This window comes from Paenibacillus wynnii, assembly GCF_000757885.1.
GTDB lineage: Bacteria > Bacillota > Bacilli > Paenibacillales > Paenibacillaceae > Paenibacillus_AQ > Paenibacillus_AQ wynnii.
This window is the reverse complement of record NZ_JQCR01000003.1, coordinates 1,889,281-1,916,275: the sequence shown is the minus strand read 5'-3', so window position 1 is coordinate 1,916,275 and position 26,995 is coordinate 1,889,281. Positions and strand designations below refer to the sequence as shown.

General features: G+C 44.1%; 21 protein-coding genes and 1 other annotated feature. Of the genes, 15 read left to right on the top strand and 6 right to left on the bottom strand.

What is annotated here, in order from left to right; translation table 11 throughout:
- Nucleotides 1-1,251: a methyl-accepting chemotaxis protein gene (locus PWYN_RS24325; protein WP_036657267.1), complete on the bottom strand. Its 1,251-nt coding sequence runs from the start codon at nucleotides 1,249-1,251 to the stop codon at nucleotides 1-3.
- A gap of 325 nt (nucleotides 1,252-1,576) precedes the next feature.
- Here PWYN_RS24325 and PWYN_RS28900 point away from each other — a divergent pair, with 325 nt between their 5' ends.
- Nucleotides 1,577-8,212 carry a glycoside hydrolase family 3 N-terminal domain-containing protein gene (locus PWYN_RS28900; RefSeq protein WP_036657264.1) on the top strand — a complete coding sequence of 2,212 codons (6,636 nt, stop codon included), beginning with the start codon at nucleotides 1,577-1,579 and terminating at the stop codon, nucleotides 8,210-8,212.
- 81 nt (nucleotides 8,213-8,293) lie between these two features.
- Here PWYN_RS28900 and PWYN_RS24315 read toward each other — a convergent pair whose 3' ends face one another.
- Together PWYN_RS24315 and PWYN_RS24310 are read right to left on the bottom strand one after the other, a co-directional pair.
- A complete protein-coding gene (locus PWYN_RS24315) occupies nucleotides 8,294-9,910 on the bottom strand; it encodes a response regulator (protein WP_036657262.1) in 1,617 nt (538 codons plus the stop codon).
- A 3-nt stretch (nucleotides 9,911-9,913) separates the two neighbouring features.
- On the bottom strand, nucleotides 9,914-11,668 hold the full coding sequence (locus PWYN_RS24310; RefSeq protein WP_036657258.1) for a sensor histidine kinase: 1,755 nt from the start codon (nucleotides 11,666-11,668) through the stop codon (nucleotides 9,914-9,916).
- 164 nt (nucleotides 11,669-11,832) lie between these two features.
- Between PWYN_RS24310 and PWYN_RS24305 the strand changes: the two genes are divergently transcribed.
- The 3 genes from PWYN_RS24305 (at nucleotide 11,833) to PWYN_RS30170 (ending at nucleotide 14,019) form a co-directional block, all read left to right on the top strand.
- Nucleotides 11,833-13,179 (top strand): ABC transporter substrate-binding protein, encoded by a 1,347-nt coding sequence (locus PWYN_RS24305; RefSeq protein WP_036657254.1) that lies wholly within the window; start codon nucleotides 11,833-11,835, stop codon nucleotides 13,177-13,179.
- Nucleotides 13,180-13,343: 164 nt separating this feature from the next.
- Entirely contained in the window at nucleotides 13,344-13,820 is a 477-nt protein-coding gene (locus tag PWYN_RS30175; RefSeq protein ID WP_240479826.1) for an SDR family oxidoreductase, read from the top strand.
- Nucleotides 13,780-14,019 carry a Rossmann-fold NAD(P)-binding domain-containing protein gene (locus tag PWYN_RS30170; RefSeq protein WP_240479825.1) on the top strand — a complete coding sequence of 80 codons (240 nt, stop codon included), beginning with the start codon at nucleotides 13,780-13,782 and terminating at the stop codon, nucleotides 14,017-14,019. Before PWYN_RS30175 ends, PWYN_RS30170 begins: the two co-directional genes overlap by 41 nt.
- A gap of 93 nt (nucleotides 14,020-14,112) precedes the next feature.
- Here PWYN_RS30170 and serA read toward each other — a convergent pair whose 3' ends face one another.
- Nucleotides 14,113-15,705, bottom strand: coding sequence for a phosphoglycerate dehydrogenase (serA, locus tag PWYN_RS24295; RefSeq protein ID WP_036657251.1), 1,593 nt, complete (start codon nucleotides 15,703-15,705; stop codon nucleotides 14,113-14,115).
- A gap of 248 nt (nucleotides 15,706-15,953) precedes the next feature.
- Nucleotides 15,954-16,179: a binding site (T-box leader), on the bottom strand.
- Between the two features lie 125 nt (nucleotides 16,180-16,304).
- Nucleotides 16,305-17,210 (bottom strand): hypothetical protein, encoded by a 906-nt coding sequence (locus PWYN_RS24290; protein ID WP_036657249.1) that lies wholly within the window; start codon nucleotides 17,208-17,210, stop codon nucleotides 16,305-16,307.
- Between the two features lie 80 nt (nucleotides 17,211-17,290).
- On the opposite strand from PWYN_RS24290, the gene PWYN_RS24285 reads away from it, so the two are divergent.
- Genes PWYN_RS24285 through PWYN_RS24275 form a run of 3 tightly spaced genes read left to right on the top strand, consistent with a single transcriptional unit; the run spans nucleotide 17,291 to nucleotide 19,091 of the window.
- Nucleotides 17,291-17,884, top strand: coding sequence for a CPBP family intramembrane glutamic endopeptidase (locus tag PWYN_RS24285; protein WP_036659149.1), 594 nt, complete (start codon nucleotides 17,291-17,293; stop codon nucleotides 17,882-17,884).
- On the top strand, nucleotides 17,881-18,255 hold the full coding sequence (locus PWYN_RS24280) for a hypothetical protein (protein WP_036657246.1): 375 nt from the start codon (nucleotides 17,881-17,883) through the stop codon (nucleotides 18,253-18,255). The genes PWYN_RS24285 and PWYN_RS24280 overlap by 4 nt, the downstream gene beginning before the upstream one ends.
- A gap of 5 nt (nucleotides 18,256-18,260) precedes the next feature.
- Nucleotides 18,261-19,091: a metallophosphoesterase gene (locus tag PWYN_RS24275; RefSeq protein ID WP_036659148.1), complete on the top strand. Its 831-nt coding sequence runs from the start codon at nucleotides 18,261-18,263 to the stop codon at nucleotides 19,089-19,091.
- A gap of 7 nt (nucleotides 19,092-19,098) precedes the next feature.
- Here PWYN_RS24275 and PWYN_RS24270 read toward each other — a convergent pair whose 3' ends face one another.
- Nucleotides 19,099-20,028, bottom strand: a complete 930-nt coding sequence (locus PWYN_RS24270; RefSeq protein WP_338049230.1) for a polysaccharide deacetylase family protein — start codon at nucleotides 20,026-20,028, stop codon at nucleotides 19,099-19,101.
- Between the two features lie 85 nt (nucleotides 20,029-20,113).
- Here PWYN_RS24270 and PWYN_RS24265 point away from each other — a divergent pair, with 85 nt between their 5' ends.
- From PWYN_RS24265 to PWYN_RS24230, 8 genes are all read left to right on the top strand, one after another.
- The gene (locus PWYN_RS24265; protein ID WP_036657244.1) at nucleotides 20,114-20,512 is read left to right on the top strand and encodes a hypothetical protein; all 399 of its coding nucleotides are present in this window, start codon (nucleotides 20,114-20,116) and stop codon (nucleotides 20,510-20,512) included.
- 191 nt (nucleotides 20,513-20,703) lie between these two features.
- On the top strand, nucleotides 20,704-21,318 hold the full coding sequence (locus PWYN_RS24260; protein ID WP_036657240.1) for a genetic competence negative regulator: 615 nt from the start codon (nucleotides 20,704-20,706) through the stop codon (nucleotides 21,316-21,318).
- A gap of 102 nt (nucleotides 21,319-21,420) precedes the next feature.
- Nucleotides 21,421-22,116 carry a glutamic-type intramembrane protease PrsW gene (prsW, locus tag PWYN_RS24255; protein ID WP_036657237.1) on the top strand — a complete coding sequence of 232 codons (696 nt, stop codon included), beginning with the start codon at nucleotides 21,421-21,423 and terminating at the stop codon, nucleotides 22,114-22,116.
- A 322-nt stretch (nucleotides 22,117-22,438) separates the two neighbouring features.
- Nucleotides 22,439-23,797: a germination protein YpeB gene (ypeB, locus tag PWYN_RS24250; RefSeq protein ID WP_036657235.1), complete on the top strand. Its 1,359-nt coding sequence runs from the start codon at nucleotides 22,439-22,441 to the stop codon at nucleotides 23,795-23,797.
- 126 nt (nucleotides 23,798-23,923) lie between these two features.
- A complete protein-coding gene (locus PWYN_RS24245) occupies nucleotides 23,924-24,643 on the top strand; it encodes a creatininase family protein (protein WP_036657232.1) in 720 nt (239 codons plus the stop codon).
- Nucleotides 24,644-24,727: 84 nt separating this feature from the next.
- Complete coding sequence (locus tag PWYN_RS24240; protein WP_036657229.1) at nucleotides 24,728-25,381, top strand: flagellar brake protein; 654 nt, start codon at nucleotides 24,728-24,730, stop codon at nucleotides 25,379-25,381.
- A gap of 144 nt (nucleotides 25,382-25,525) precedes the next feature.
- Nucleotides 25,526-26,236 (top strand): (d)CMP kinase, encoded by a 711-nt coding sequence (gene cmk / locus PWYN_RS24235; protein ID WP_036657227.1) that lies wholly within the window; start codon nucleotides 25,526-25,528, stop codon nucleotides 26,234-26,236.
- Complete coding sequence (locus PWYN_RS24230; protein ID WP_036657224.1) at nucleotides 26,233-26,820, top strand: lysophospholipid acyltransferase family protein; 588 nt, start codon at nucleotides 26,233-26,235, stop codon at nucleotides 26,818-26,820. The genes cmk and PWYN_RS24230 overlap by 4 nt, the downstream gene beginning before the upstream one ends.
- Nucleotides 26,821-26,995 lie beyond the last annotated feature (175 nt).

Below are 26,995 nucleotides of genomic sequence, written 5' to 3'. Positions count from 1 at the left end.
CTAGAACTTGAAGACATGGATTGTTTTTTGCAGCTGGAACACGGCCTTGGTCATGATCTCAGTTTCATCTGCGACGGTTTGAAGCGCATGAATTTGTTCATTCATTGCTGCGGATACTTCCTCGGTTCCGGCTGCGGTTTCCTGAGTGATTGCAGAGATATTCTGAATGGCACCCGAGATTTTTAGCGCACTCTCAAGCATGATGTCACTTTCCGCAGAGAATGATGAAATTTGCTCAGTAATATACTGAACACTCTGTACGATCTCCGCAAAGATCTGCGCAGTTTCAATAATCATTGTATTCTGCACCTGTACAACTTCTTCATTAATTGTAATGTTCTCGATAGCCTGCTTGATATCACTCTCAATGCTTTGCACCAGAGCAAAAACCTCTTTGGTCGATGCTGTTGATTCTTCGGCCAGCTTTCGGACTTCCTGAGCTACAACAGCGAAGCCTCGTCCATGCTCTCCAGCCCGCGCAGCTTCAATGGATGCGTTTAGTGAAAGCAGGTTGGTTTGCTCAGCAATTTCAGTAATTGTTCTCGTAATCATCGTTATCCCTCTGGCATTTTGAGAAAGAGCTTCAATGGTTTCAGCTACTTTTTGTGTAGCTTCAATATTTTTTCGCATGCCGGAAGCTTGAGTATCTACGGACTGTCTACCTTTTTCAACCAGCTCCAGCGTATGTATAGAACGTTTATTCATTTCTTTGGTTGAACTGGTGTAATTGGAAACCTTGTTTTCTATGTCTCTTATGGATTCCGTCATATCGGCGATATCAACGGATATTTCATTTGCTCCCAGAGCCAATTCGTTGGAGGAAGAAGCAACTTGAGCCATTACAATTTTTAAGTTTTGGTTCTTATCTTCAATCCCGCGGCTTGCATCCATGACTTGGCGTGTAATTTGTGAGGCTTCGGTCAAGATCTTCTTCAGCTTATCAATCATGCTGTTGAACGAGCGGCTGATATCCCCCATTGAACCTGACTCATCAGCTCTCCCGGTGAAGTCCCCTTTTGCAATGGAGTGGGTAACGTTGGAAATGTCTTCAAAGGATGATGTAAGCGTTCTCTCGATTAGGCGGGCAAGAGGGTAGGTAAGGCCTGCAAGGAGGGCAATCAAAAAAATCCCTAATATTACTTTACCGAGAATAAAAAAAGTAATTAACACAGGAACAGCGAAGAGCGCGGCAATCAAGTAGCATCCGACGACAATTTTTTCTTTTAAAGCAAGTTTATTCATCCATGCCATGACAAATAAGTCCCCCTTATTTTGTTGTATCTTGTAATATTATAGGTGATTTGACCAGGGTAGGTCTATTGTAGGAACTGACATAATCTTATATAGAAATTAGGGTGTAAAGTTGTTTTCTAAAAAATACTACATATAATCTAAAAAATGACTCCTATATTTTCGCGGTTGCTGAAACTATGATTAATAAATGATAAAATGATTGCGCTTACAATAACGTGTTCCTGAGACTTACTGATCAAGGAGGTTGCTATTAAGACATTTATCCATGGAACGATTGTAATCGATTTCAATGAATACTAAATTTTGAAGGAGGCTATACGCAATGTTGAAACGCACCATTTCAGTGACCACCGCCTTTATACTCTTGTTGTCTACACTAGCAGGAGTACTGCCTGTAACTTCATATGCGGCAGCTTCATCTACAGAAGCTCTTGTTCCCTATTACAATGCCTCATTACCTGTTGATGCCCGTGTGGCAGATTTGCTGGGACGCATGTCTATGGATGAGAAAATTGGACAAATGGTACAGGCTGAGCGGGCCTCCGTTACACCGGAGGATGTCAAGAACTATAGCTTAGGTTCCGTTCTAAGCGGTGGCGGTTCTTTTCCGAATGGTAAGCAGTCTGATAGCACGCGTGAGAATTGGGAGCAGCTAGTAGATTCGTACCAGGCAGGAGCATTGTCTACTCCTCTAGGTATCCCTCTCTTGTACGGTGTTGATGCAGTCCATGGTCAGAACAATGTGATCGGAGCAACGTTATTCCCTCATAATATAGGTCTAGGAGCTACGAGAAATACAGAGCTTGTCCAACAAATCGGGATTGCAACCGCACTGGAGGTCAAAGCTTCCGGAACGAATTGGGTATTCGGTCCGACGATTGCCGATCCGCAGAATATAAATTGGGGCCGGACATATGAAGGCTTCAGTGATAACCAGTCTCTTGTAGCAGAAATGGCTTCGGCCTACATAAAGGGACTACAAGGAGACACGATTGGCGAGTTAAAAAACAGCGATCGAGTGATCGCAACAGCGAAGCATTTTCTCGGGGAAGGACTGACGGATAACGGTGTAAATCAAGGTAATGTATCCGGGATGACGGAGCAAGAAGTCCTCGATCTCGATCTGCCTATGTACAAAAAGGCTGTAGAAGCGGGAGCAAGAACGGTAATGGCTTCCTATAGCAGTATTCAAGGGTTGAAGATGCACGCCAACAAACGACTTCTCACCGATGTGCTGAAGGGTACAGGAGAGGGACAGCTTGGGTTCACGGGCTTTGTAATCACGGACTATAATGCCGTGCAGCAAATCACCAAGGATTGGGATGGAAATGCGGTCAGTGGATTGAAGAACCAGATTGGCGTGGCCGTCAATGCGGGTGTTGATATGTTGATGATGCCAGCGGATTGGAAAATCACCATAGCTAACCTGAAGGAGCTTGTTAAAGACGGTGATATTAAACAAGAGCGGATCAATGATGCAGTAACGCGTATTTTACGTGTTAAATTCGAGTCGGGCGTGTTTGAGCACCCGATGACCGATACGAGCCTCGAAGCAACCTTCGGGTCCGAATCTCATCGAGCGATCGCTCAGCAAGCCGTTCGTGAATCGCTCGTGCTTCTTAAGAACGATGAGGTCAACGGGAAACCGATCCTGTCCCAACTTAAGAACATGGATAAGATCTTCGTCGCAGGAAAAAGTGCTGATGATATCGGCATACAGTCGGGTGGATGGTCCATCACTTGGCAGGGTCAATCCGGAAAAACCACAGAAGGCACAACGATCCTGCAGGGGATCAAGAATACGATAGGAGGATCTAAAACCGTCAATTATAACAAGCATGGCCGCGGGGCTGCAGGCAGTGATGTGGCTATTGCCATTATCGGCGAGAAGCCTTATGCAGAGAGTAACGGCGATAGCTTGAATAGTCTGAAGCTGGATAAGGAAGACATTGCTACCTTAGATAATATACGTGAATCAGGCGTCCCAACAATTGTTGTCCTTGTATCAGGAAGACCGATGATCCTTAATGATCAATTAAGTGATATCCAAGGACTTGTAGCAGCGTGGTTACCTGGAACCGAGGGACAAGGCGTTGCAGATGTCCTATTTGGAGAGTACGACTTCAAAGGGGAACTTCCGGTACGTTGGCCGTTCTTCACAGAGGCGTATTCGACTCCGAAAGCGGGAACCTCTAATTTAGAGCAAAAGTATATTCTGTTTGATTATGGTTTTGGGTTGACCAAGAGCCAACAAACTCCTGCTTTACCTGCTCTTCCACAATTACCGGGTAAACCGCTTTACGTGAGAGTAGAGGCGGAGAGCTTCAAGCAACAACAAGGTATTCAATTAGAGAATACAGGTGATACAGGCGGAGGCCAGAATCTTGGCTACACCGATGCAGGAGACTGGATGGAATATCTGATTAATGTTCCAACAGACGGAACTTTCGACATTGATTTCCGTCATGCAGGTGAAGGCGATAATACTGGATTTAATATTCTGGATGAATCAGGAGTTAAACTCGGTGAATTATCTGTAAACCGTACTGGCGGCTGGCAGAATTGGCAGACGTCTACTGTTCATGACATCGCACTGAAAGCCGGTGTACAGAAGATTAAGCTCGTCCTCAAGAACGGAGGAATAAACTTCAACTGGTTTGGTTCCACAGGCTTCTCTCCAGCGTCACCAGAAGTCGATGGGGGTGGAACAGTAACACCTTCACCGGTCGTACAGGCGAATGCAGTAGAAAACTGGGTGACCACTGAACGGGACTCCGGGGACATGCGATGGTATTATGGACCCCGCTGGCAAGAGGGTGATAAGAAGCTTGAGCAGCAGCCAAACCTTGATTTGACAGAGGTCGGCACGGCTGCAGATGCAAAGGTTACAACCATTAATATCAATCCGGGCAAAGAATATCAATCGATGATGGGGATTGGAACATCGATGGAAGAATCGACTGTATACAATCTGGTCAAGATGTCACCAGATAAGCAGAACGACTTGCTGAAGCAACTGGTGAGTAAGACGGATGGTATTGGTATGAGCATGATGCGCGTAACCATTGGTACAGCTGACTTTACAGCTCAGCAATTTTATACCTACGATGATATGCCAAAGGGAGAAACAGACCCAAGCTTAAGTCACTTCTCCATTCAGAAGGATATTGATTACGGTATTATTCCGGCATTGCAGAAAATGGTAGCCATAAACCCTGAACTCAAGTTCTTTGCTTCACCATGGAGCCCTCCAGGCTGGATGAAGACAACGGACAGTATGATTAAGGGGCAAGTCAAAGATGAGTATCTACCTATATTGGCGGATTATTATGTGAAATTTATTCAAGAGTATAAGAAACAAGGGATTAATATCGAAGCGATGACTCTGCAGAACGAGCCGCTGCTTGAGATCGAATATCCCAGCACGAAAATGCCATGGCAGCAAGAAGCTGAGCTTGCCAAGCTGCTGAAGCAGAAGCTTGTTGACGCTGGGCTGGATGTGAAGCTATGGATATTCGACCACAACCCGGGAGACACGATGACTTACCCGGCTCCTATGCTGGCTGATTCTGAGAATTACGCAGCGATTGACGGAACGGCTTTCCATGATTACGGCGGCGACCTTGGACTTATGTCCCAGCTGCATGATCTGTATCCTGATAAAGATGTCTATCTGACGGAAAGAGCAGTATGGGGAACGCTCGGAACGGATCGAATCGCGCAGTATTTCCGGAACTGGGCAAGGAGCTACAATTCATGGGTTCTCATGCTGGATAGTGACGTCAGCACACACCAATGGATAGGAACACCGGACCCAACGATGTTAATTCAAGATTCGTCGAACCCTGAACATTATTGGCTGACGCCAGAGTATTATTTTATGGGCCATTTCACAAAGTTCATAAGCCCGGGATACACTCGAATTGACAGCAACTATGGTAATAAGGACAGTGTAACGAATGTGTCCTTCTTGAGCCCGGACAAGAAAACGGTTGTTACGGTAGTTATCAATCAAACCGCGTCCCCGCAAACGTTCAAGCTGGTTAGTGACGGCACGCAAATTGCGGCAACGCTCGCACCTAAATCCGTAGCTACTTATCGATGGAACCGTGAGGCTCAAACGGTCCCAGATCAAGAGAAAGTGCTAAGCGCAACTCCGAATGTTTTGGATTATGACGTAGATGGCCAAGAGATAACGCTTAACCTAACAGGAGGCACTTTTAATAGCTTAAATGTAGAGGATATCTCTTTATCCGGGGAAGCAATAGCAAAGGGAGTGACAGTAACCTCTGTTACCTATGCAACCTACAACCCTGATACGGTTAAAGTAAAACTTGCTTGGGATGGAACACCCTATTATAAAGATTTGAAACTGACGGTGAACGTTCCATCTACGGCCTATTCAGATTCTTCTGGGGGCAAGCTACTTTCAGCAGATGTGAAGCTTCATGGGACGGTAACAGAGTCACCGGCTACACTTATTCCCGGCACCGTCACCTCCGCTGTTTACTACCAGTACTCAGGAGTAAACTTTACGGACGGATGGAAATTTACGGACATTGGAACAGGGGACTGGGTAGATTTCAAGATTAACGTTCCCGTTGCAGGAAAATATACATTTACATTTAATGCAGCGGTTCCAAGCAGCGGAGGCAGTACATTCCTGATGAAATCTGCAACTACTACGCTTGCCACATTTAACATTCCGTCCGGACCTAACAACTGGAATCATATCCGGACTTCGGCAGACTTGGAAGCGGGAGAGCAGGTTATTAGGATACTCGGCAGCGTGGGTACCTTTGAAATGCAGCACATCATCATTGAAGAGGTCATCCCACATACAGTAAATGAGGACGGCATCTTGAAGGTGGAAGCAGAAACCTTCGAACAGGCGGGTCAGAATGTAATCCAAGTTGGAGATACGATTACTAACGTTGGATATACAGCTGCAGGAACGTATATGGATTACACAGTTACAATACCAAAGACTGGTTACTATAAAGTTAAATATAAGTATGCGACTGCCCAAGGTGGAGTTTCTGTATCCCTGCTCTCCAACGGTCAGGAGAAAGTTGTAACAAGCTTACCAAGCACCAGCGGTTGGGGTATTTACATGGAAGCGGCATCCGTTCTTAATTTGGAGGCTGGAACGCAAAAGGTTAGGCTTGTCATTAACGGAGACGGCTTTAATCTGGATGGGTTCCAACTGGAGCCAACGGATTCTATTCCTACACCTGTATTAGACAAAGCAACAGCTCCTCACATTACTTATAAAGATGGTCAACAAGGTGACGAGCAAATGGTAACACTGAGTACAAATATCGCAGACGCCAAGATTTATTACACAACAGACGGATCACTGCCGACAAAGGATAGCACGTTGTACAAAGGCTCCATCACCGTGGATCCTTCAAAGGTCATTCGGGCCATCGTTGTAAAAGAGGGAATGGATAACAGTTATGTATCCTTCTATGCAGCAGCTTCCTCGATCCCGAAAGCTAGCCCGGATGCAGGGAGTTACAATAATCAAATAAAAGTAAATCTTACGACTAAATCAGCAGGGGCAGCCATTTATTATACAATGGATGGTTCCGTGCCAACGACAACAAGCAGCTTGTATGCAGGTCCGATTACGGTGAATACCACCATGACGATCAAAGCGATATCGAGCAAAAACGGCTTGAATCATAGCGATGTCGGTGAGTATACCTACACGATCACCAGTCCTAACGGTAATCCGGGTACACCTCCTGACACCAAGCCTGGTAACAGTTCAGTTGATAATGGACATAAATCGATCATCAAAGCTCCTAAACCTGTGGTGAACCTTAACAGCGGTCGCGCAACCACAACGATAACAGTTGCTGATTTGAAAACAGCTCTAGAAGCATCGAAGCCAGCACCCAATAAAGTTAGGACGGTGTCTATAGAAGTTGAAGAACTGGCAGGACAAACGGGATATGAGGTATTTCTTCCTGTTTCGAATCTGACAACGGATACTTTAACATCTAATCTGGAACTGATTACGGGCATTGGAAAGGTTGTCTTGCCTAGTAACATGCTCAAAGGCATTGCCTTAGGCAATGTGGACAGCATTGGAATTACGATAGCGGTAGCGGACATTACAGATGCTGCAATCAAAGAGAAGATCGGACAACGACCGATCATTGAACTGACGTTAAGAGCAGGAAATCAAATCATAACATGGAATAATTCGTTAGCACTGGTTACCGTGTCCATTCCTTACACACCTTCGGCATCAGAATTGATGCAAAAGGAGAAAATCACAGTGTGGTATATCGATGGACAAGGAAATGTAACCTCCGTTCCAAGCGGGCATTACGATGAAAAGTCAGGAACGGTTACTTTCACCACGACACATTTCAGCCAATATGCTATAGCGTTCGTTAACAAAACATTTTCGGATATCGGTAAGTTCGGCTGGGCAAAGCAGGCCATTGAGGTCATGGCGTCCAAAGGTGTGATCAACGGTACGTCAGATACAACTTTCGCTCCGAATGAAAAGATTAAGAGAGCAGACTTCATCATACTATTGGTGAAAGCGCTTGGTTTGACAGAAGCTGCGGATGATCATTTTACCGATGTGAAATCAACAGCCTATTATGCGGAAGCTATTGGCATCGCGAAGAAGCTCGGAATTGTCCAAGGAAAAGGTGGAAATGTCTTCGAACCGGAAGCCAACATCACGAGACAGGAAATGATGGCATTAGCTACCAGAGCCTTGAGTGCTGCGAAGATCGATTTGATTCAGGGTTCAGCAGACACTCTAGCTGGATTTGATGACCTTAAGAAGATTGCCCCATACGCAGTGGAGAGCATATCTACGCTGGTCAAGAATGGAATCGTGTCCGGTAACGGAGCCAGTGTGAATCCTCTTGGGAATGCTACCCGTGCTGAAGCGGCTGTTATCATTTACAAGATGTATAATCTGCAATAAGTAAAAAAAAAGGCTGTCCATGAGTAGATTTCTTCTACGAATGTGACAGCCTTTCTTATTGTATTAACGCGGAGCGTCCGCTCATTTTTTCTGATATTGTGTCGGGGTCAGTCCGGTCCACTTTTTGAAGGTTGTTCTGAAATGCCGCTCCTCCTGATAACCTACCAATTTGGCGACAGCGAATATTTTGTAATTTTGTTTCAATAATTCTTTGGCTTTTTCCACACGGTACTGATGCAAATAATCTAAAAAGTTAATACCCAATTCCTGTTTGAACAGGGAACTTAAATAGGTATTAGATACGTAGGTTTCCTTAGCGACGGATTCCAACGAAATACTGGTATTGTAATTCATAATAATCCAATCTAGAGCAGCCTGAACCGTTCGATGGAGAGGTTTCTGTTGAGAGTCTATTTCAACAATATTTTGAATGATTTTTTGCATGATGGTAGCCAGCTCTTCCAACGTTTCGATCGAGGGTACCTGTTCCACCCAGTTGATGAGGTTGTCCTTCCATTCGAAGGCAGTAGGAATACGTTCTTGTGAGAATTTTTGAAGCTCAAGAATGAATATTGTGGCTCTGAGATTAACTTCAGCCTTCTCGTATTGGGAAGTGTTGCGTATGTAATTCAGCCATTGGTCCATATCATCGAGTGCTTCCTCGTATAGTTGATTCTCCAAATGTAATCGTATTTCTTTCTCCAGTTGATGTAATTCTTCATTCTCTAATATGGAGACGTGATTTAAGTTACGCTGATCATACTCAGAGAAGAGAAATACACCCCCTTTTCCTTGATAAAATCGTCCTGCCATTGCTTCCACGGCTTCCAAGTATGCAGTATGTACTTCATCCAGAGAAGGTTTTACAGAAGATAAGGATATACTGATGGAGATTTTCAGAAAGGTCTCCATATTTCTTTGCAGTTCTTCCATCTTATCCTTGAGTGAGGCATCGGTTTCGTTCTCCGGAATATTCGCGAGCCACAGGATCTCTTCTCCATAACGGATGGGTTCTATTAGACCATGGAACAGAGGCAGCAGTGTTTCAGTGAGAATATTAATCGCAGCATACCGAATCAATGCCATGTCCCGTTTATAAAGTTTGGAATCCTTACGTCGGTCAAGGGAATCAATCCGCAGGAGTCCAATATGAATCCTGGAGGTTGTAAGGGAAATTCCTACTTCGTCCAACACTTGACCCCTGTCTTCTAAGGGAAGAGGGGGGCTTGACAGCCACTCATTTAAAATCTGATTCTTAAGCAATGGAATATTCTTGTTCCAGTTCTGATTCAACTGCTCCAATGAGGATCCATTTCTATGATCCTTATCAATTTTTTCCTTCACAGTAAGTATGGCTTGGAGAATATCCTCCGGTAAGCATGGCTTTAACAAATATTCGCTTGCCCCATATCGGACGGCATCCCTTGCATAATTGAAATCACTATACCCCGTAAGAATGATGGAAAAGAAGGAGAGGCCCTCATCTTGAGCGGTCTGTATTAATTCGAGTCCATTCAAATAGGGCATGCGAATATCTGTTAATAATATATCCGGTTTTTTCTCCCTCATTAAGGCTATAGCCTCTCGACCATCCATGGCATCGCCCACGATCTCAATACCGTAAAAGGACCAATCGATCATCTGAATAATTCCCTGTCGGAAAGATAATTCATCTTCGGCAATCATTAACTTAAGCATCGTTTAGTGACTCCCTTTATAGATCCGAATTTGGATACGTGTACCAAGTCCTAAGGTGCTTTCAATATGAAACTCCGTACGCTCGAAAAACAGATTGAGCCTTTCCCGGACATTACTAATGGCAAGGCCTGAGTGTGCATTGGAGAGAGTTGGCGACATATGATTCAATAAAATTTGTTCTACCCGTTCTGGGGTCATTCCCTTTCCGTTATCGACTACCTCGAGTAAAATCCATGATTCCTCCGCATAACAGGCTATAGTGATCATTCCGCTCCCCTCCAAGGGTTCTATGGCATGAATGATGGCGTTTTCAACGAGAGGCTGCAGTATAAGCTTCGGTACCAGAATATGACTGATATCTTCATCTAGACGAATGGAGAAATGAAATCGGGTAGTAAAGCGTTTCTTTTGCAAGAATAAATAATTCTCAATCAACTCCACTTCCTGGAGAAGAGTAACATTGTCTTGTCCATTATTAAGGCTTAACCGAAATACCTGTGATAAAGAGTGCACCATTTCTGCTATGTCCCGCTCATTCTTCTGCACTGCCGTCCAACTAATCATATTTAACGTATTGTATAGAAAGTGAGGATTGATTTGGGATTGAAGTGTCTTAAGCTCTGCCTCCTTCTGTTTAAGATGGGAGGTGTACACATCATCGATCAGTGTTTTAACACGTTCGACCATGATATCATACCAATAACCCAGTTGGCCTATCTCATCTTTACCCGAGAAGTTAACCCGTTGTGTGAAGTCTCCGCGCTGCAGCTGCTTCATAGATATAATTAATGTTTTGACAGGGTTCGTAATAATTTTGGCGATTAACCAAGTGCAGAGAATCATGACTAAGGTGAACACTGCCATAATCAGAAATGTAATCGATTTAATATAATCCAGTTCTTTCAGCAACTCTTTTTTATTCTGTATGACCAAAGAGTGCCAGCCCGTTAGCGGAGAAGTAGTCTGTGAGACAACCAAATCATCTCTAGCCAGTAAGTTCTTTAATGCATCGTTTTTGGAAAGAACGGTATCCCCGGACTTGAAATAAGATAAATCCTCGATCGATTTGCCCAAATTATCCAGTTCAGTGGATGCGAGAATAACGCCGTCGTCGTTGATTACCAATTGATAAGCATTATTTTCCTTCCGAAAAAGATTTTTACTGAGCTGGTCTGCATCAATCCCAATCATTAAAACTCCAATGCGCTTATAGTTGTTGAAGTCTTTAAAAGGTTTGATCATTACCAGTTTGTAATGTCTGTCTCCATGTAGCAGATGGTCTGAAGGGGACAGCATATCCCAAATAGGTTCACCGGCAGACTTCATAATGTTCTTGTAAAATCGGGTTTCTTGAAACTCGGCGAAGGAGGCGGCACTTGCAATGCCAGTCTGAGTTATGGCGAACGGCTGATTATCATCTTGACCGGTAGATAAGCGATAAATAAGCAGAGACTGAAAAGACTCGCTTGATACCATCAAAGGGAGCAGTGATTTATAAATTTGCTCTCTAACTTCGAGGGTATCCCGAGTGGTTACCATATTTTGCAGGGATGGGTTGAGAAAAAGGAAGTTGCCTGTGCTTATGGTGCCGCTGGTGATAAAATCAAGTTGGTTGGTCGTTTTGGCAGCCATATGGCTTTGCGCTTGGCGGATTTTATCGACGATTTCATTCGCTGCAATATAATAAGAATACAGACCCGTTAGTCCGACCGTAAGGATTAATAGGGGGATGACCCATATCAGCAATTTATGCTGCAACGAAATGTCCCGGTATTTGGTTACAATAAATTTAATGGTTACTCACCCTGCCTCCTACTAGAATATCTAGAATATTATTAGTATAACTACAATGGAGGCGATAATAAATGTTCTTCTTCCTAATTTTTTGAAAAAAACGCTTCATAAAGAGAGGGTTAGATGAGATGAAACTGAAAGTTATTGCACTCATTTTTTCCATGATGCTCAGCTTGACAGACTGCACTTCGACTATTAATTCTACTAATCCTACCATTAGCGGGGATGGGGGGAACGAGGCTACAGTCCAAGATATAACAAAGAAACAGGAGAGTATTACACTGAAACTCTTTACTGCGCTTGCTGACCGTTCCAATGGGCAAGGCAAAATTGAACAGCAAATCATAGATGCCTATATGAAGGAGCATTCAAATGTAACCATTGAAGTGGAAGCACTGCAGGATGAACCCTATAAATCTAAGGTTAAAATATATGCTTCGTCCAACACTCTTCCAGACATTATTCAATCCTGGGGACAAACTTCTTTTATCCAACCCCTTATCGATGAGGGGATACTGGCAGAGTTAAATGAAGCGGACTTCACCTCTAATAGCTTTGTGTCCGGTTCATTAGACGGTTTTAAGCAGGCTGGTAAATTATACGGATTACCAAGGAATACTGACTTCTTTGTTATGTATTACAATCAAAAAATATTGGCTGACAACGGCATTAAGATTCCTAAAACAACGCAGGAATGGTTTGCAGCCACTAAGAAGCTAAGAGCACAGGGCATTAACCCTATTACAACGAATGCCGTAGAGGGATGGTCACTCCCGATCTGGTTCGAATACATAGCTCAGCGTCATACAGGTGATTTCACCAAAATGGATGATGTTCTTGCCGGCAAAGCAACCTTTACGGGAGATGAACAATTCCTTGCCGCGGCGAATGAGTTACAACAATTTCAGAAAGACAATGCCCTTGCCGAAGGCTTCTTGACAGCGGATTACGGAGCATCACGTAACCTTTTCGGACAAGGTAAAGCTGCATTTTTTCTGATGGGCAGCTGGGAATCTAGTCTTGCAACGGATGAGAATTTCTCCGAGGAGTTCCGAAATAATGTTGCAGCTGCACCGTATCCTGCTTCTGTAGCGGGCAAACTGACTGACGTAGCGGCTTGGTTCGGTGGTGGTTACTCTGTCTCTGCCAATTCCAAGAACAAAGAAGAGGCCATACAATTCTTGAAATATTTCTACGCTCCAGAGAATTGGGCAAAGCAGATTTGGCAAAGCGGGGCAGGAATACCGGCTCAGAAATTCGATCAATACCTGACGGGGACGGAGAATAACCTGCAAAAAGGACTGGTAGATATATTCAACTCCATTTCGACTTCCAGCGGGACGCCCCTTCAGGATCAAGGGAATAATGAGTTCAAAAACCTAGTCATGGAGGCGCATCAATCCCTTATGGATGGCAGATGCACTCCGGTAGAGTTCTTAAAGAAACTTGATGCAGCTGTCAAAATGAATCAGTGAAATCGGACTCCTCGTCCCAACAATACGGTTTCCAATGCGGTCTTATATGTGAACTCTGCTTCTACTACTCAAAAGAAAAGAGGGGTTAACATGAAAAACCTAAAGGGTAAAGTAGCGCTTGTAACGGGAGGCAGTAGAGGAGCGGGTAAAGGAATGCCATCGAATTGGCGAAAGCCGGTGCATTTGTCTACGTAACAGGAAGGACTACATCGGCTCCATCAACTAATCCATGGACCGGGGATATAGATAGTACGATCCGTGAGATCGAGCTAGAGGGAGGAGAGGGTTCCGCGATACGCTGTGATCATACGATTGACGCTGATACGGAGAGCGTTGTTCAGCAAATTGCCGAGGAGCAGGGGAAGCTGGATATACTGGTTAATAACGTCTGGGGCGGGAATGAGCTGGAGATTGTCAATAAACCCTTGTGGGAGCTGCCTCCGGCGCACTGGGATAACATGTTCACCTCAGGAGTCCGGGCGCAATTAATGACCAATTATTATGCCAATCCACTTATGCGGAACAATCAGAATGGCGTACGGTTTGTCAATCGAGCTAAAAGAAGATGGAATAGCTGTAATCCCTTTATCTCCAGGGTGGATGCGCACAGAGCTCGTATTGAAAAGTCTGAATACAGATGAGGAACATTGGCATGAAGTAGAGGCGCTGCAAACCAGTGAGTCCACGCGATATATTGGGCGGGCGGTATGTGCTTTGGCTTCTGATCCGGCAGTTATGACGAGAACGGGAATCCCGCAGCGGGTGGGACAACTGGCAGAGGAGTATAAGTTTACGGATATCGACGGACGAAGGGTTCCCGTTTTCACAATCCCGGAATAAGTATGACACACAACGAAAAAAGCCCTCTTCTCCTATTTAAAGGGAAGAGGGCTTTTGGAGCAGAAGCTTATTTCTTTTATAGATTAAAGGGTACTACAGCAGTATAACTTCTTCAGCTGTGTTGATTTCCGGCAAGCCGGCCAATTTCACAAGCACTTCTTCTGGAACCGCTCTGTCAACAGTTAGAAGCATGATTGCCGCACCACCGACAATTTTACGGCCCACCTGCATGGATCCGATGTTGACATCGTTCTGACCCAGAAGCGTACCTACCAAACCGATGATACCCGGTTTATCGTTATGGGAAACAACGATTTGGTGACCTTCTGGTGCGATATCCACAGGAAATTTATTTAATTGAACAATTCGTTCTCCATAACCTTGAAGAAGTGTTCCTGCAACTAGATGTTCCTCATCATTCTCAGCCTTCAATGTAACCGTTAAAAGGTTAGTAAAGCCCTTTGTTTTCGAGGCTTTGGTTACCACAACGTTGACATCGCGAGTCTTAGCCAAATGCATCGAGTTTACAATATTCACGTCTCCGGCAAAGTGACGGGAGAGTACACCCTTTACAATATATCGTGTCAGCGGTTGTGTATCCACATCTGCAAGGTCTCCGGCATATTCAACGTGAATTTCACGGATGGCAGTATTTGTAATTTGGGTTACAAAGCTTCCTAGCTTTTCTCCAAGGTTGAAGTATGGCTGCAGTCTGTTCATTACACTAGGAGCAACAGGAGGAATATTAACGGCATTGATAAATGGTTCGTTCCGCAGAATGTGCAGTACTTGTTCCGAGACATCAATCGCAACGTTCTCTTGTGCTTCCACAGTGGATGCACCCAGATGCGGAGTTACAATAATTTTTGGGTGAGAGAGGAATGGATGATCCGCTTGCGGCGGCTCCTTCTCAAATACATCAAATGCGGCTCCGGCTACAATACCGCTGTCGATGGCTTCAACCATAGCCAGTTCATCAATAACACCGCCGCGTGCACAGTTGATGATACGCATTCCCTTTTTCATAACCTCGAACTGTGGACGGGAAATCATATGGCGAGTTTCCGGAGTAAGCGGTGTGTGTACTGTAATGAAATCTGCTCCGCGTACAATGTCATCAACAGAAGCAAGCTTTACTTCCATCTTTTCTGCGCGATCTGCTGTCAGGAAGGGGTCGTAAGCAAGAATGTCCATTTCGAAGGCTTTAGCCCGTTTAGCGACCTCGCTACCGATCCGACCCATGCCCAGTACGCCCAATGTTTTGCCGCGAAGCTCGACACCCAGGAAGGTTTTTTTGTCCCAGGTTCCGCTGATCGTTTTGGCATAAGCTTGCGGGATGTGACGGGCCAAAGCCATCATCATTGCGAAAGCATGCTCACAAGTTGTGATTGTGTTACCATCTGGTGCATTAATAACTACAATACCCCGTTTAGTTGCTGCTTCAAGATTAATATTGTCTACACCAACACCAGCACGGCCAATAACCTTCAGGTTAGTGCCGGCATCAATAATTCTTTCCGTAACCGTGGTTTGACTGCGTACGAGAAGACCGTCATATTCACCAATAATGGCAATGAGTTCATCTTCACTAAGTCCTGTTTTCTTCTCTACTGTTACATCCTGTGCGTCCATCAATTTCTGAATACCCAAATCACTGATTGGATCCGATACTAATACTTTAAACATGGTTTATATTCCTCCTTAAAGTTAAAAAGCATAATATGTTGAGGATGCCCGGAATAGGCGGTCCACAGTACCTGTAGTAATCATACGCAGTAGCAGAATACATAAAGAATTGAAAACAGCGGGGCAACGCGGTGGCGCATAAAAGAACGAAGGTGTGCCCGGGCCCAAAAGTTGGACTTTAGCCTATAAAAACACGTTTTTATAGTTTTAGGGTACAAAAAAGACCCTCACCCCATACTAATGCCATAGTAAGGGACGAGAGTCGTCGTGGTACCACCCTAATTCACTGTGAGATTAAATCACAGCCTCATTGGCCTGTAAAGGCCACACTGGTAACGGAGATGATCCGATTGTACCTACTTTAAGTTCGATACAATATCTCAAGAGTGCTAAAGATATCTGTCCGCCACCGGTTTACACCAACCACCGGCTCTCTGAAGACCTTCAGAATCTTTGTTCTATCATCGGTTTTGCGTGATTAATTTTTCATAATGTAACATGGTGATGCCAGAGGTGTCAATAGGTTATTCAAAGGCTCCCCCAATAAGGGAGTAATCTTGAAGTGGACTTGATTTTTCGTTATGATGCAATAACTGACCTTACTCTGAGAAAAAAGGAAGCTGGGGCAGGGTTTCCTTTCCGTAATACTGTTCCCGCCATTTAATGAAATCGTTCTGCTGTACAGCACCTGTAGAAATAAGCAGTGTAACAGAAGTCTGAACGTCCTTAAGTTTAAGGCTGCTGGCGGTACCGGAATAGATTAGGTCATCCATTTTTGCAGTTATGTCCTGCGGATCATATCCGGCATAAATATTGTGATTCAGCATCATATTGGCGATGGTTGCATTTTTAGTGAGTAAGGGCATTTTCTTCCACTCAATAAAGTTCAGAATTTTCAATTCACGGAGTTCACCCGAAATTTTATTGTTGCTTTTGGCACCCCACTTGAGCATGGAATCATAGAAATTTTTTTGGGCAAGGAGTCCATATTTGATTGCACTGGATGTGAAGCTGTTGCTCTTCAGCACCTTAGCGGTCTCTAAACCTCCAGATCCTGCTACCACTTTATCAGAGGCTTGGGAGAAGAGAGTGAGGCTTTTTAGAATATTAAGTTGGGATTGATGCAGCAAAGGGGAATTGCTGAAAATGGAGTCCTGATTAACTTTTTTATACTGCTGGTCCGCTAGAATGCCAAGGTCTTTGAGAATAGCATTGTTCTCACGAGGATCGTTGCTTCGTGCCAGCTTCTCAACCTTGCTGTTCCAATCCCGCTTGAATTCCCGGTAAGGCAAAAATACGTTATGATAGAAAGTAACCAGATCCTGTTGTTGATAGGAACCTGAAAATTCCTCAGTTTCTTTAGAACTGATCAAGCGGTTATACTTGTCTTCCGTTTTATCTGCTCCTACCTTCACACCTGTAAAAAAGGCGGCAAATGCGGATATCAGGAAAAATAACAAACCAAGTGTGTATAGCATTTGAGTGCGGGAGGTACGGCTGTTCATAAGTAAGTGCTCCTTTTTCTATAGGTAATATGGTTATGTACTAACTGGAGAATAATCAAATATAGAACAGGCAGGTTATGATGAAAAAATTCAAATTGGGTGATATTAAACTGAAAAGGGCAAACCCGCAGCAATTAACAGAACGATTACTATTGCTGAATCTTTATATTACACAGGGGCTTACTTTAATTATCGGTTTGATCTGGATTTTATTTCAGAAAAGAAATCCTTTTCAGGTATTAAATTTTCCGGACAGTGGACATTTTGTGGCATGGGGGCTCGGTCTTGCGGCAATTATGCTGGTAGTAGACTTTTTATTGTCTTTCATTGTACCTGAAGATACCATGGATGACGGAGGAATAAATGATCTTCTGTTCCGACGACGGCCCGTTTGGCATATCTTTTTAATTGCGGCTGTGGTTTCCGTTTGTGAGGAGCTTTTATTTCGCGGTGCGGTGCAATATGCATTCGGACCGTATTGGACTAGTATCCTATTTGCTGTTATTCATATTCGATATTTGCGTCACTGGATACCCACCGGTTGGGTTTTCCTAAGCAGTTATGGTCTGGGATACATTTATATCCTTTCCGGTAGTCTTTGGGCTCCGATTGTATGTCATTTCTTCATAGACCTGATCTCAGGCCTGGTGATTCGCTATAGGAGGGAGTCATGAGTGACGAACTTAGTCGGGTGAAATCCCGTAAGAAGCAGTATAAGAGTGAGGTAGTTCCCGCTGTCAAGGTGAAAAAAGAACGACATTCACCAGAAGAAACTCCAAAAGTGCTGGAGTCCTCCTCTGGTGAATTGACGAGAGCAAGCCGACTTAACTCTAGAGCGCAAGCGGGTACGGCTGTAAAAGATGGGGAGAAAACAGCCCAGAATGGTGAAGCTACGCCATCACGATCACAGACGTACACTTCGGAGCGGGTAAGGCTTAGCAAAATGTTTGTTAATTCTTTAATTGTACTGTTTGTAATCCTGCTCATATCTCTTCTATGGTGGGGTATTGAGGGCGCGCCGGAGCTGAGGACTCTGCTTTGGTAGGGGGCTTGTACGTTCTTTTAGCAGGCTTGATTGTATTGTTTACGGGGATACTGGGCTATATGATTGCCCAAGCCTTTGGGAAAAGCATTATTGCCGAGGAAATAGTATTGGATTCACTTCCATTGTCCTTTGACGGGTTTCGAATCTTGTTCATTACGGATATTCATCGACGCCGACTTCCCTCGGCGCAGTTGTCACGGTTAAAGAACCGGGTTGATGCTGTGTTTTTGGGCGGTGATCTAACGGAGAAAAATAGTCCCTTGGTACGGCTTGCCCACAACATGAAGCTTCTTGTTTCTATTGCACCTGTATACGCTGTACATGGGAATCATGATTATAGAGCAAATACCCCGATTGTGGATAATATTCTTCGGGGTAATGGAGTCCGATTGCTTATAAATGAGAATGTAGCTATTGAGAGACCGGATGCTACGCTATGGTTGACAGGGGTGGATTATCCAAAAAACGGCGGCAAGATCGCTTACGCTCCTTTGCCGCCGCTCCCCTATAGTGATACCAATCAGCCTTGCCGAATTATCCTTGTCCATGATCCTATGTGGCTCTCACAGCGCAGTTCTGTGCCGGCAGACCTAGTCTTGGCCGGACACACACACGGTGGACAAATCATTCTACCCTTTATCGGCCGCAGCAAACGAATTGAAACCTTTTATCATACCTATCATTCTGGAAGGTTCCGGTGGCCAAAGGGAGATGGCGGGAATTCTTTTGCCCAGTTGCTGATTAGCCGGGGATTTGGGACCTCCCACCTGCCGCTGCGCTGGGGGAGTCCGGCACAAATGCATATTTTGACCTTGCGCCGGGACACCTCCGCTTGAACCCGGATCAGCGCATTTTCAATTCAATGGAGCGGGGGTCTATGAAGCCATACCCTTTGCCCTCTAAGGTGCTAAGCAATGCATCCAAACCTTCAACAGTCCAAGGAAGCTCATGCATAAGAATATTGCTTCCGGAGTGCAACTGATCTGTGACATTTTTGATCAATTTTTCGGTTTTACCCGATTCACTTTCTTTCATCTCCCAATCAAGGGAACCCACAGACCAAGTCATATAGAGCATTTCGTTCTCTGCTGCTACCTTCCGTCCTACATCGCCGCCTGCACCATGTGGCGGGCGAAAGAAATGGGGCACGTCACCTGTTATTTCTTTAACAATATTCTGTACATCCTCCAACTGCTTCTTGACAGTGGCATAGGGTTTATCTTTCAGGATGATGTGATCCCAACTATGGTTCCCAATAATTCCGCCACGGTCATGAATGAGCTTAAGCAGCTCCGGATGCTCTTTGATACGATAACCATTTACAAAGAATATGGCTTTAGCCTTGTGATTGTCCAAAATATCCATCATTGGATTGATTAATTTGGCATCTTTCGGCCCATCATCAAAGGTAAGCAGTACTACCTTTTTAGGGGTACCCGCTTCGTTGGGGATGAGGTCATAATTTTTGTTCATGTGGTACAGAAGAGGGATTCCAGCTGGGTTTCCGGTGTTGGTATCCTCATTCCCGGCGGTATCAGGGCTTGGGGATACTGCTGGAGTTGCCTCAGTAGGACTAGGCTCTGGTGAAGGACTGAGCTCAGGCTCTGTGTTTTGTGATATAGCGGGTGTTGTTACCCCCTCTGTTGCAGCCGCCGTGGGCTGTAGGTTGGTCTCCTGAGCTGTATTCCTGCTGTTTCCGTCAGAATTACTGCACGAAACCAGCAGGAAAGCAGCTAGAAGAAGCACTGCTGTCTGTTTACCCACCTTTTTCATCTCACTTTCCTTTTATTAGACTGTATGAGTCGGAATCTTTCAGCAAACACTAGTCATGATTTTACCATACAAGGAGGTTAGAGATATGAAATCTTCGACATTTCTGTGCGGAGTGGTAGTTGGTGTAGCTGCCAGCATGTATATGCGCAAGAAGCGGTCTTCAATGATGTCCTCTTCTGGTCAATCGAAGGGTTCCATGAGCGGAGCCGCTGAAAAGGCCAAGGACAAAATCATGGGAATGGCTATGACTGGCTTTGGAAGCACTTCAGCAAGCGATACAGCAGGTAATACATCTAACAACACATCAAGCAGTTCACAAGGAAGCACATCACAAACCAGCGGCAGTACTGAACAGTATTCTCCAATTAAGTCAAAGGAAGCCAATCTAGACATGCTTAAGGATTTTATCCGCAGCAACCCTGATGTTAAGCATGAAGTGGAAAAGATTCTTAAAGAAACCCATACAACCATATCGGGTTTGTAACCCCAAAAAGCGCCTGCAGAATCATTTTGGGGATGCATATATCTCCAAAATGATTCTTTTTTTGTATATTTATTTTCGTGCATTTATGGCGTTGAAATGATAACATACATACATAGTAACCATTTTTGGCTCATTACTCAGGACTCATCATACATTATAATAAATTGAGCTTGCAAAAGGAGGATCCTGTCATGAGAATAGAGCGATTAAGTCAAGATAAGATACGGATTTTCCTCACTTTTGACGACCTGAGCGAGCGGGGCATCCAGAAGGAAGACATGTGGCAAGAAGTTCCGAAGGTACACGACCTGTTTACGGAAATGATGGACCAGGCTTACAGTGAACTTGGATTTGATGCCACTGGTCCTCTTGCCGTGGAAGTGTTCGCTTTGCCCGCGCAAGGTATGGTCGTTATAGTGACCCGGGGAAAATATGATCACCATCATTACGGTCTGTCCGGGGAAGAGGAATTGCCAGAAGAGATTTACGAAATGGAAGTTACCCTTGAACAAAGCGACTCCATTATGTACGCATTCCGCGATTTTGAAGTACTGATTGAAGCGGCTCATGTGCTCATCGGCAATATTACTTCCGAAGGAAAACTGTATTCTTATAATGATAAATGGTTCCTGTACTTCGATCCGAAGGAATTTGAGGAACCTGTTCTGCTAGGACTTATTGCCGTACTGTCAGAGTTTGCGGAATCATCTCCAGTTACTGAAGCAGTGCTGGACGAATACGGTAAGACAGTTATGGCGAAGAATGCGGTACAACAGCTATGCACTCATTTTAAACGTAAGGAATAAGTCATTTGTATCTGGATTGGAGGACTCTCCAATCCGGGTTAGGTCTCAGATATTAGTTGCTCATGCTGTTTTTAAGCTGCGTGGGTGCAGGGAGGTTATTCGGTGCTTGTGTTATCGGTTATTACGTCAGCAGTAGCACCGGGACTGGCTCTGCTGACCTATTTTTATTTAAAAGACAAGTATGATCAAGAGCCGCTCCACATGGTAATCAAGGTTTTTTTACTTGGACTTTTGATAGTTTTTCCAGTAATGATTATACAGAGAGGCCTTATGTTGGGTCTTAATGGCGGTCCATATGTGAATTCTTTCCTCATTTCCGCTGGCGTGGAAGAATGTTTGAAGTGGTTTGTGCTATATCACATGATATACAATCATACTGAATTTGACGAGCCATATGATGGGATACTATATGCTGTTGCGATTTCGCTCGGCTTCGCAACTATAGAGAATGTGATGTACGCTTGGTATAGCCAAGCTTCGATCGGCGCCATGTTCCTAAGGGCACTGTTGCCAGTTTCAGGACATGCTATGTTTGGGATTATAATGGGTTATCACATGGGTAGGGCGAAGTTCTCACAAGGAATCAGAACCCGGAGTATTTTGCTAATATCGCTGCTGCTGCCTTGGTTGTGGCATGGAATATATGATTTTATTCTCACTACAACAGCAAACTATTGGATTTGGTTTATTATCCCTCTAATGGCCGTATTGTGGTATGGAGGTATGGGAAAGGTAACCAGAGCGAATAACCGCTCCCCTTTTCGCTTTTTGAATCGGGAAGAAGAGGTTAACCTATAATTGAGATGGACACACTTACATCTGAAGGGCAGTTCCGAAAGTTAGGAATACCAGTCAGGAGGAAGGTGTCTTTTTTTGCGTGTAAAAGTTCGTATTGTTTGCAAACAGTGCGGGGAAACCTATATTTTAAGAGGAATCAAAGAAGAGGGTATCATTCAAACTGGGTTTAAGCAGTGTCTGTGCAGTAATAGCAGCGGTTTTCAGATTGAAGAGCGGGCCTAACGCCTCTTAATCGAATCTTCGTGGGGATATTTGTGAATAAGACTCCTTCGTTATTGTCAAACTAACGGCAATAAGCAATAGAAAGGAGATTTTCAGCCCTATGTATAAAAGACTGAGTGCCATAATGTTCCCGCTGACCACGCTGCTGTTGATAGGAGCGCTAGTATGGGGATACCAAGAGAATCAGGAGAAGAATTCGATTCTGATTAAGGCAGAGAACCAATATCAGCGGGCATTCCATGATTTATCCTATCATGTGGAACGGTTGCATGGTGAACTCGGCAATACCCTGGCCGTAAACTCGGCGTCTACCGGAATGCATCGCAAAGGATTGGTTAATGTATGGAGACTGACTAGTGAGGCGCAGAACGAGATTAATCAACTGCCTCTTACTCTGCTGCCTTTCAGTCAGACGGAGGAGTTTCTCTCCAAGATCTCCAATTTTTCTTATAAAGCCGCGATTCGGGACTTTACTAAAAAACCTCTAACGGACGGGGAACTGAATAATCTAAAAGCTCTCTATAAAAGCTCGGGTGAAATTTCCAAGGATCTTCAGGAAGTTCAGGACAAAGTCATTCAAAACCGGCTACGCTGGATGGATGTTGAAACCGCTCTGGCATCTGAAGAAGAGGTAAGAGATAACACGATTATCGATGGATTTAAGACCGTAGATAAAAGAGTATCTGCTTATCCGGAATTGGATTATGGGCCGTCTGTAGCCAGTATTTATGATAAAAGATCCGTTAAGAAACATGGAGGTTCCCTTGTTACAGCTGAACAAATCCGAGCTAAAGCCGCTAAATTCGCAGATGCGGGCAACGGAGCTAAGATTGATGTGAAGGGAAATGGAATAGGTACTGAATGGGCTTCCTATACAGCAACTGTAATGGGGTCAAATGCAGCAGTGCCAATAACTATGGACTTTACCACAAGGGGAGGGCATCTGATTTCCTATAGTGATAACCGTGAGGTTGGCCCTGCTAAGGTATCTATGACAAATGCGGTTTCCAAAGCGGAGCAGTTTTTGAATCAAAAGGGATACCCCAATATGACAGCTGTCCGCGCAGACCGTTTTGATAATTTAGGTAATTTAACGTTTATAACTTCACAGGATGGTGTGCTGATCTACCCAGAGAAGATAACTATTCGTGTAGGTCTTGATACAGGGGAAGTTACCGGATTCCAAGCCAGTGACTACGAGAATGAGCATCAAGAGAAACGTGTAATTCCCAAACCTGCAATAAGTGTTGCTGAGGCGAGAAAGTTCCTGAATAGTGAATTTAAGGAACTCTATAATCGTCTTGCTTGGATTGAGAATGAAGATAGTGAAGAAGTTCTGACCTATGAATTCGGCGGTAAAATCAACGGATCACAATATCGAATATATTTGAATGCTGCCGATGGGCATGAAGAAACGGTAGAGGAAATCAGAACCTCTTCAGGAGCACAGGATATGTAAATACCCGGAGAACGGGTTTAATATACGAAAGGCTGTCCCAAAGTATTACGGGGCAGCTTTTTTTTACACCAAGATCCTTGAATTTGGTAAAATAGAAGCATCAAAAACATTAGCAGGGGGATTAAAATGAAGTTTAGCAAATGTACATATGTGGAAATCAAGCAAAAAGCAGAAGAAGGATACATGGCGATTATCCCTACCGGATGCACAGAACAACAGGGTCCACATGCCACCGTGGATTTCGATACTTGGTTTGCAGAAGAATTAATGGATGAAGTGTCAGAACTATTAGCTGTAAATTTCGGAGTGAATTCACTGGTTTTGCCTGCAGTGCCTTTTGGACCTACACCCGAACATATAAACTTTGGGAGCGGGTATATTCATATTCCTCAAGCTTTGTATGAAGAATTCATATATTCAATTCTGAAATCGCTGTCCGACCAAGGGTTTAAAAAATTGATCCTTTGGCGTGGATGCGGAGGTCATCAATTGGATAAAGTTGTTACTAAGTTTAATGAAGAGTATGAAAATAGATCAGAAGTATTGAATATATCTCATCCCTTTCATGAGGTCTGGTGCCGTTGCAGCGATCCTGCAATAGAAGGCGGCCATGCCGATAGCTTCACAACTTCCATCACTTTATATAAACATCCAGAAGACATACGGGTTGATAAAATAAAGAATCCACACAGCTCAGAACCGGAGTGGGACGACCCGAATTTAGATTTTAGTAAATATTCAACAACAGGTGTAATTGGAGATCCTACATATGCAAGTTCTGAACTTGGAGAAAAGCTGTGGAAAGAGGTCGTCAAGACGTTAGTAAATACGTTTAAGGAGTTATAAGCAGTATTTTCTCCCCCGAATTATAAAACAGCATGTTATAATATTTTTTATCAATATCTTATTACATAAGTGGCGGTGACAGATTTGTATCCTAAAATCAATGATTATCTATATATTCAAATCGCTTCCAGTGATACTGAAGAAGCAGAAATTGAATACAAATCTAGAATTGCTGAGACAGAGGATCAATCTTTTTTGATTGAAATTCCCATTCAGGAAAAAGGCGGAAAGCTTAAAAAGTTATTTATGGGAGACGAGCTGTCCGTTTATTTTGTTAGCGAGGGTGGAATTAAGAATTATTTCTACACTCATGTAATCGGTTTTAAAGAAGATGTGATTCGTATGATACGGATCAATAAACCTGCAGAAGAGTCTATTTTCAAAGTACAAAGACGCAGTTTTTTACGCGTAAATGCTGAACTGGAGCTTGCGGCAAAGTCGGAGAGCGGTACACGGTTTTTGGTTCGGACCGATGATGTCGGCGGTGGAGGAACCTCCTTCCTGACAGATAACAACATAAAGCTCGAAGTGGGAAATAAGCTAATCTGCTGGCTGCTAATTCCGTACCGTAATGGTTCAACTGAGCATGTCTATTTCGAAGGTGAGGTTGTAAGAATTAAGCCTTTGGAGAGTGGAAAAAACCTGGCTATGTTGAAATTCGCTTCGATTTCTGATGGTGAAAGGCAAAAAATTATCCGCTACTGTTTTGAACGGCAGTTTGATTTTCGCAACCGATAAAGCTTTATTTATATCCTTTTTTTACTGTGTGCGCTTTTGCACTGAAATACAAACTGTGGTATAATTTTATAAGTCGCAGGCAATGCCTGCTTTTTTCTTGATAATATCAATAAGTATGCACGATGTTTGAGGAGGAATGCCCCGTTGGATAGGCAGGGTACACACATTTACGACAGAATAAACGTCGCTATCGACGGACCTGCCGGGGCAGGCAAGAGTACTGTTGCCCGATTGGTAGCACAGAAGCTGTCTTATATTTATGTCGACACGGGAGCAATGTACCGGGCAATTACCTGGTATATGATTCGGGAAGGCATATCTTCGGAAGATTACGATAATGTGTGTCAAAGGGTACACAATATGGTGATTGAATTAATACCGGAGAAAGACGTGCAGAAGGTGTTGATTAATGGGGAGGATGTAACGCCGCATATTCGCAGCCTTCAGGTCAACGGCTTGGTGTCGCAGTATTCGAAAATCGAAGGTGTCAGATCCAGACTCAGTCATCTGCAGCGTCAGATGGCGCTCCGTAAGGGAGTCGTAATGGACGGCCGCGACATTGGAACAACTGTATTGCCTGATGCCGAAGTGAAAATATTCATGACGGCAAGTGTAGAAGAACGGGCGCTCCGCCGTTATAAGGAATTGAGAGATGCGGAAGCAGTGAGTCTACAACAGTTAGAGAAGGATATCGCAGAGCGGGATCGGCTTGATGAGAGCCGGGAAATTTCACCGTTGCGCCGTGCAGAAGATGCAATTCTTCTTGATACGACGTCTATGGATATCCATCAAGTTGTTGAAGCCATTGTGTCACATTGCAGATCTCATGTTGACGGGGAGAGAAATCATCTATGATTTATGTTATTTGTCGAGGATTATTGCGCTTCATTTACGCCATTTGCTTCCCCTTAAAAGTGGTGGGGAAAGAAAATGTGCCCAAAGAGGGTGGAGTATTGCTCTGTGCGAACCACATCAGTCTGCTAGATCCTTTTACTATGGGGATTAAGCTGGAACGTCATGTGAAGTACATGGCCAAGGCGGAAATCTTCAAGGTTCCTGTGATTGGCTGGATCGCTAGACAAGTTGGCGCGTTTCCTGTTAAACGGGAAGGCGTTAGCAAAGAATCCATTAAAACGGCTCTTAATACGCTGCGTGGCGGTAACGTCATGGGAATCTTCCCCGAAGGTACGCGTAACTCCGATGCAGGATCTGCCAAAAAGGGTGCAGCAAGTTTTGCTCTTCGCAGTGGTGCTGCTGTTGTCCCTGCAGCCATTATCGGGCGTTATAAGCTATTTCGGCGGATGACTATCATCTACGGAGCTCCAATAGACCTCAGTGAATTTGCAGGTGCCGGCAGTGACTCGCTGGAAGCTGTAACTGATGTAATTATGGGCAGGATCCGTGTGATGCTTGAAACAGGTAAGCCAAGCCAAAGGTAACTGAACTGGCACATATACCGTCTATAAGAGGTAAAACGGCATAGCCGTTATATTGTTAGAACATACTATTCATAGAGATAGCCGTTTTTATGCTTTCTCTCAAGTAATGATGATTGTTTTGAACTCTGCTCTACGCGGGTTTAAATAAATGGGGTTTTGAATCGAGGAGGGTAAT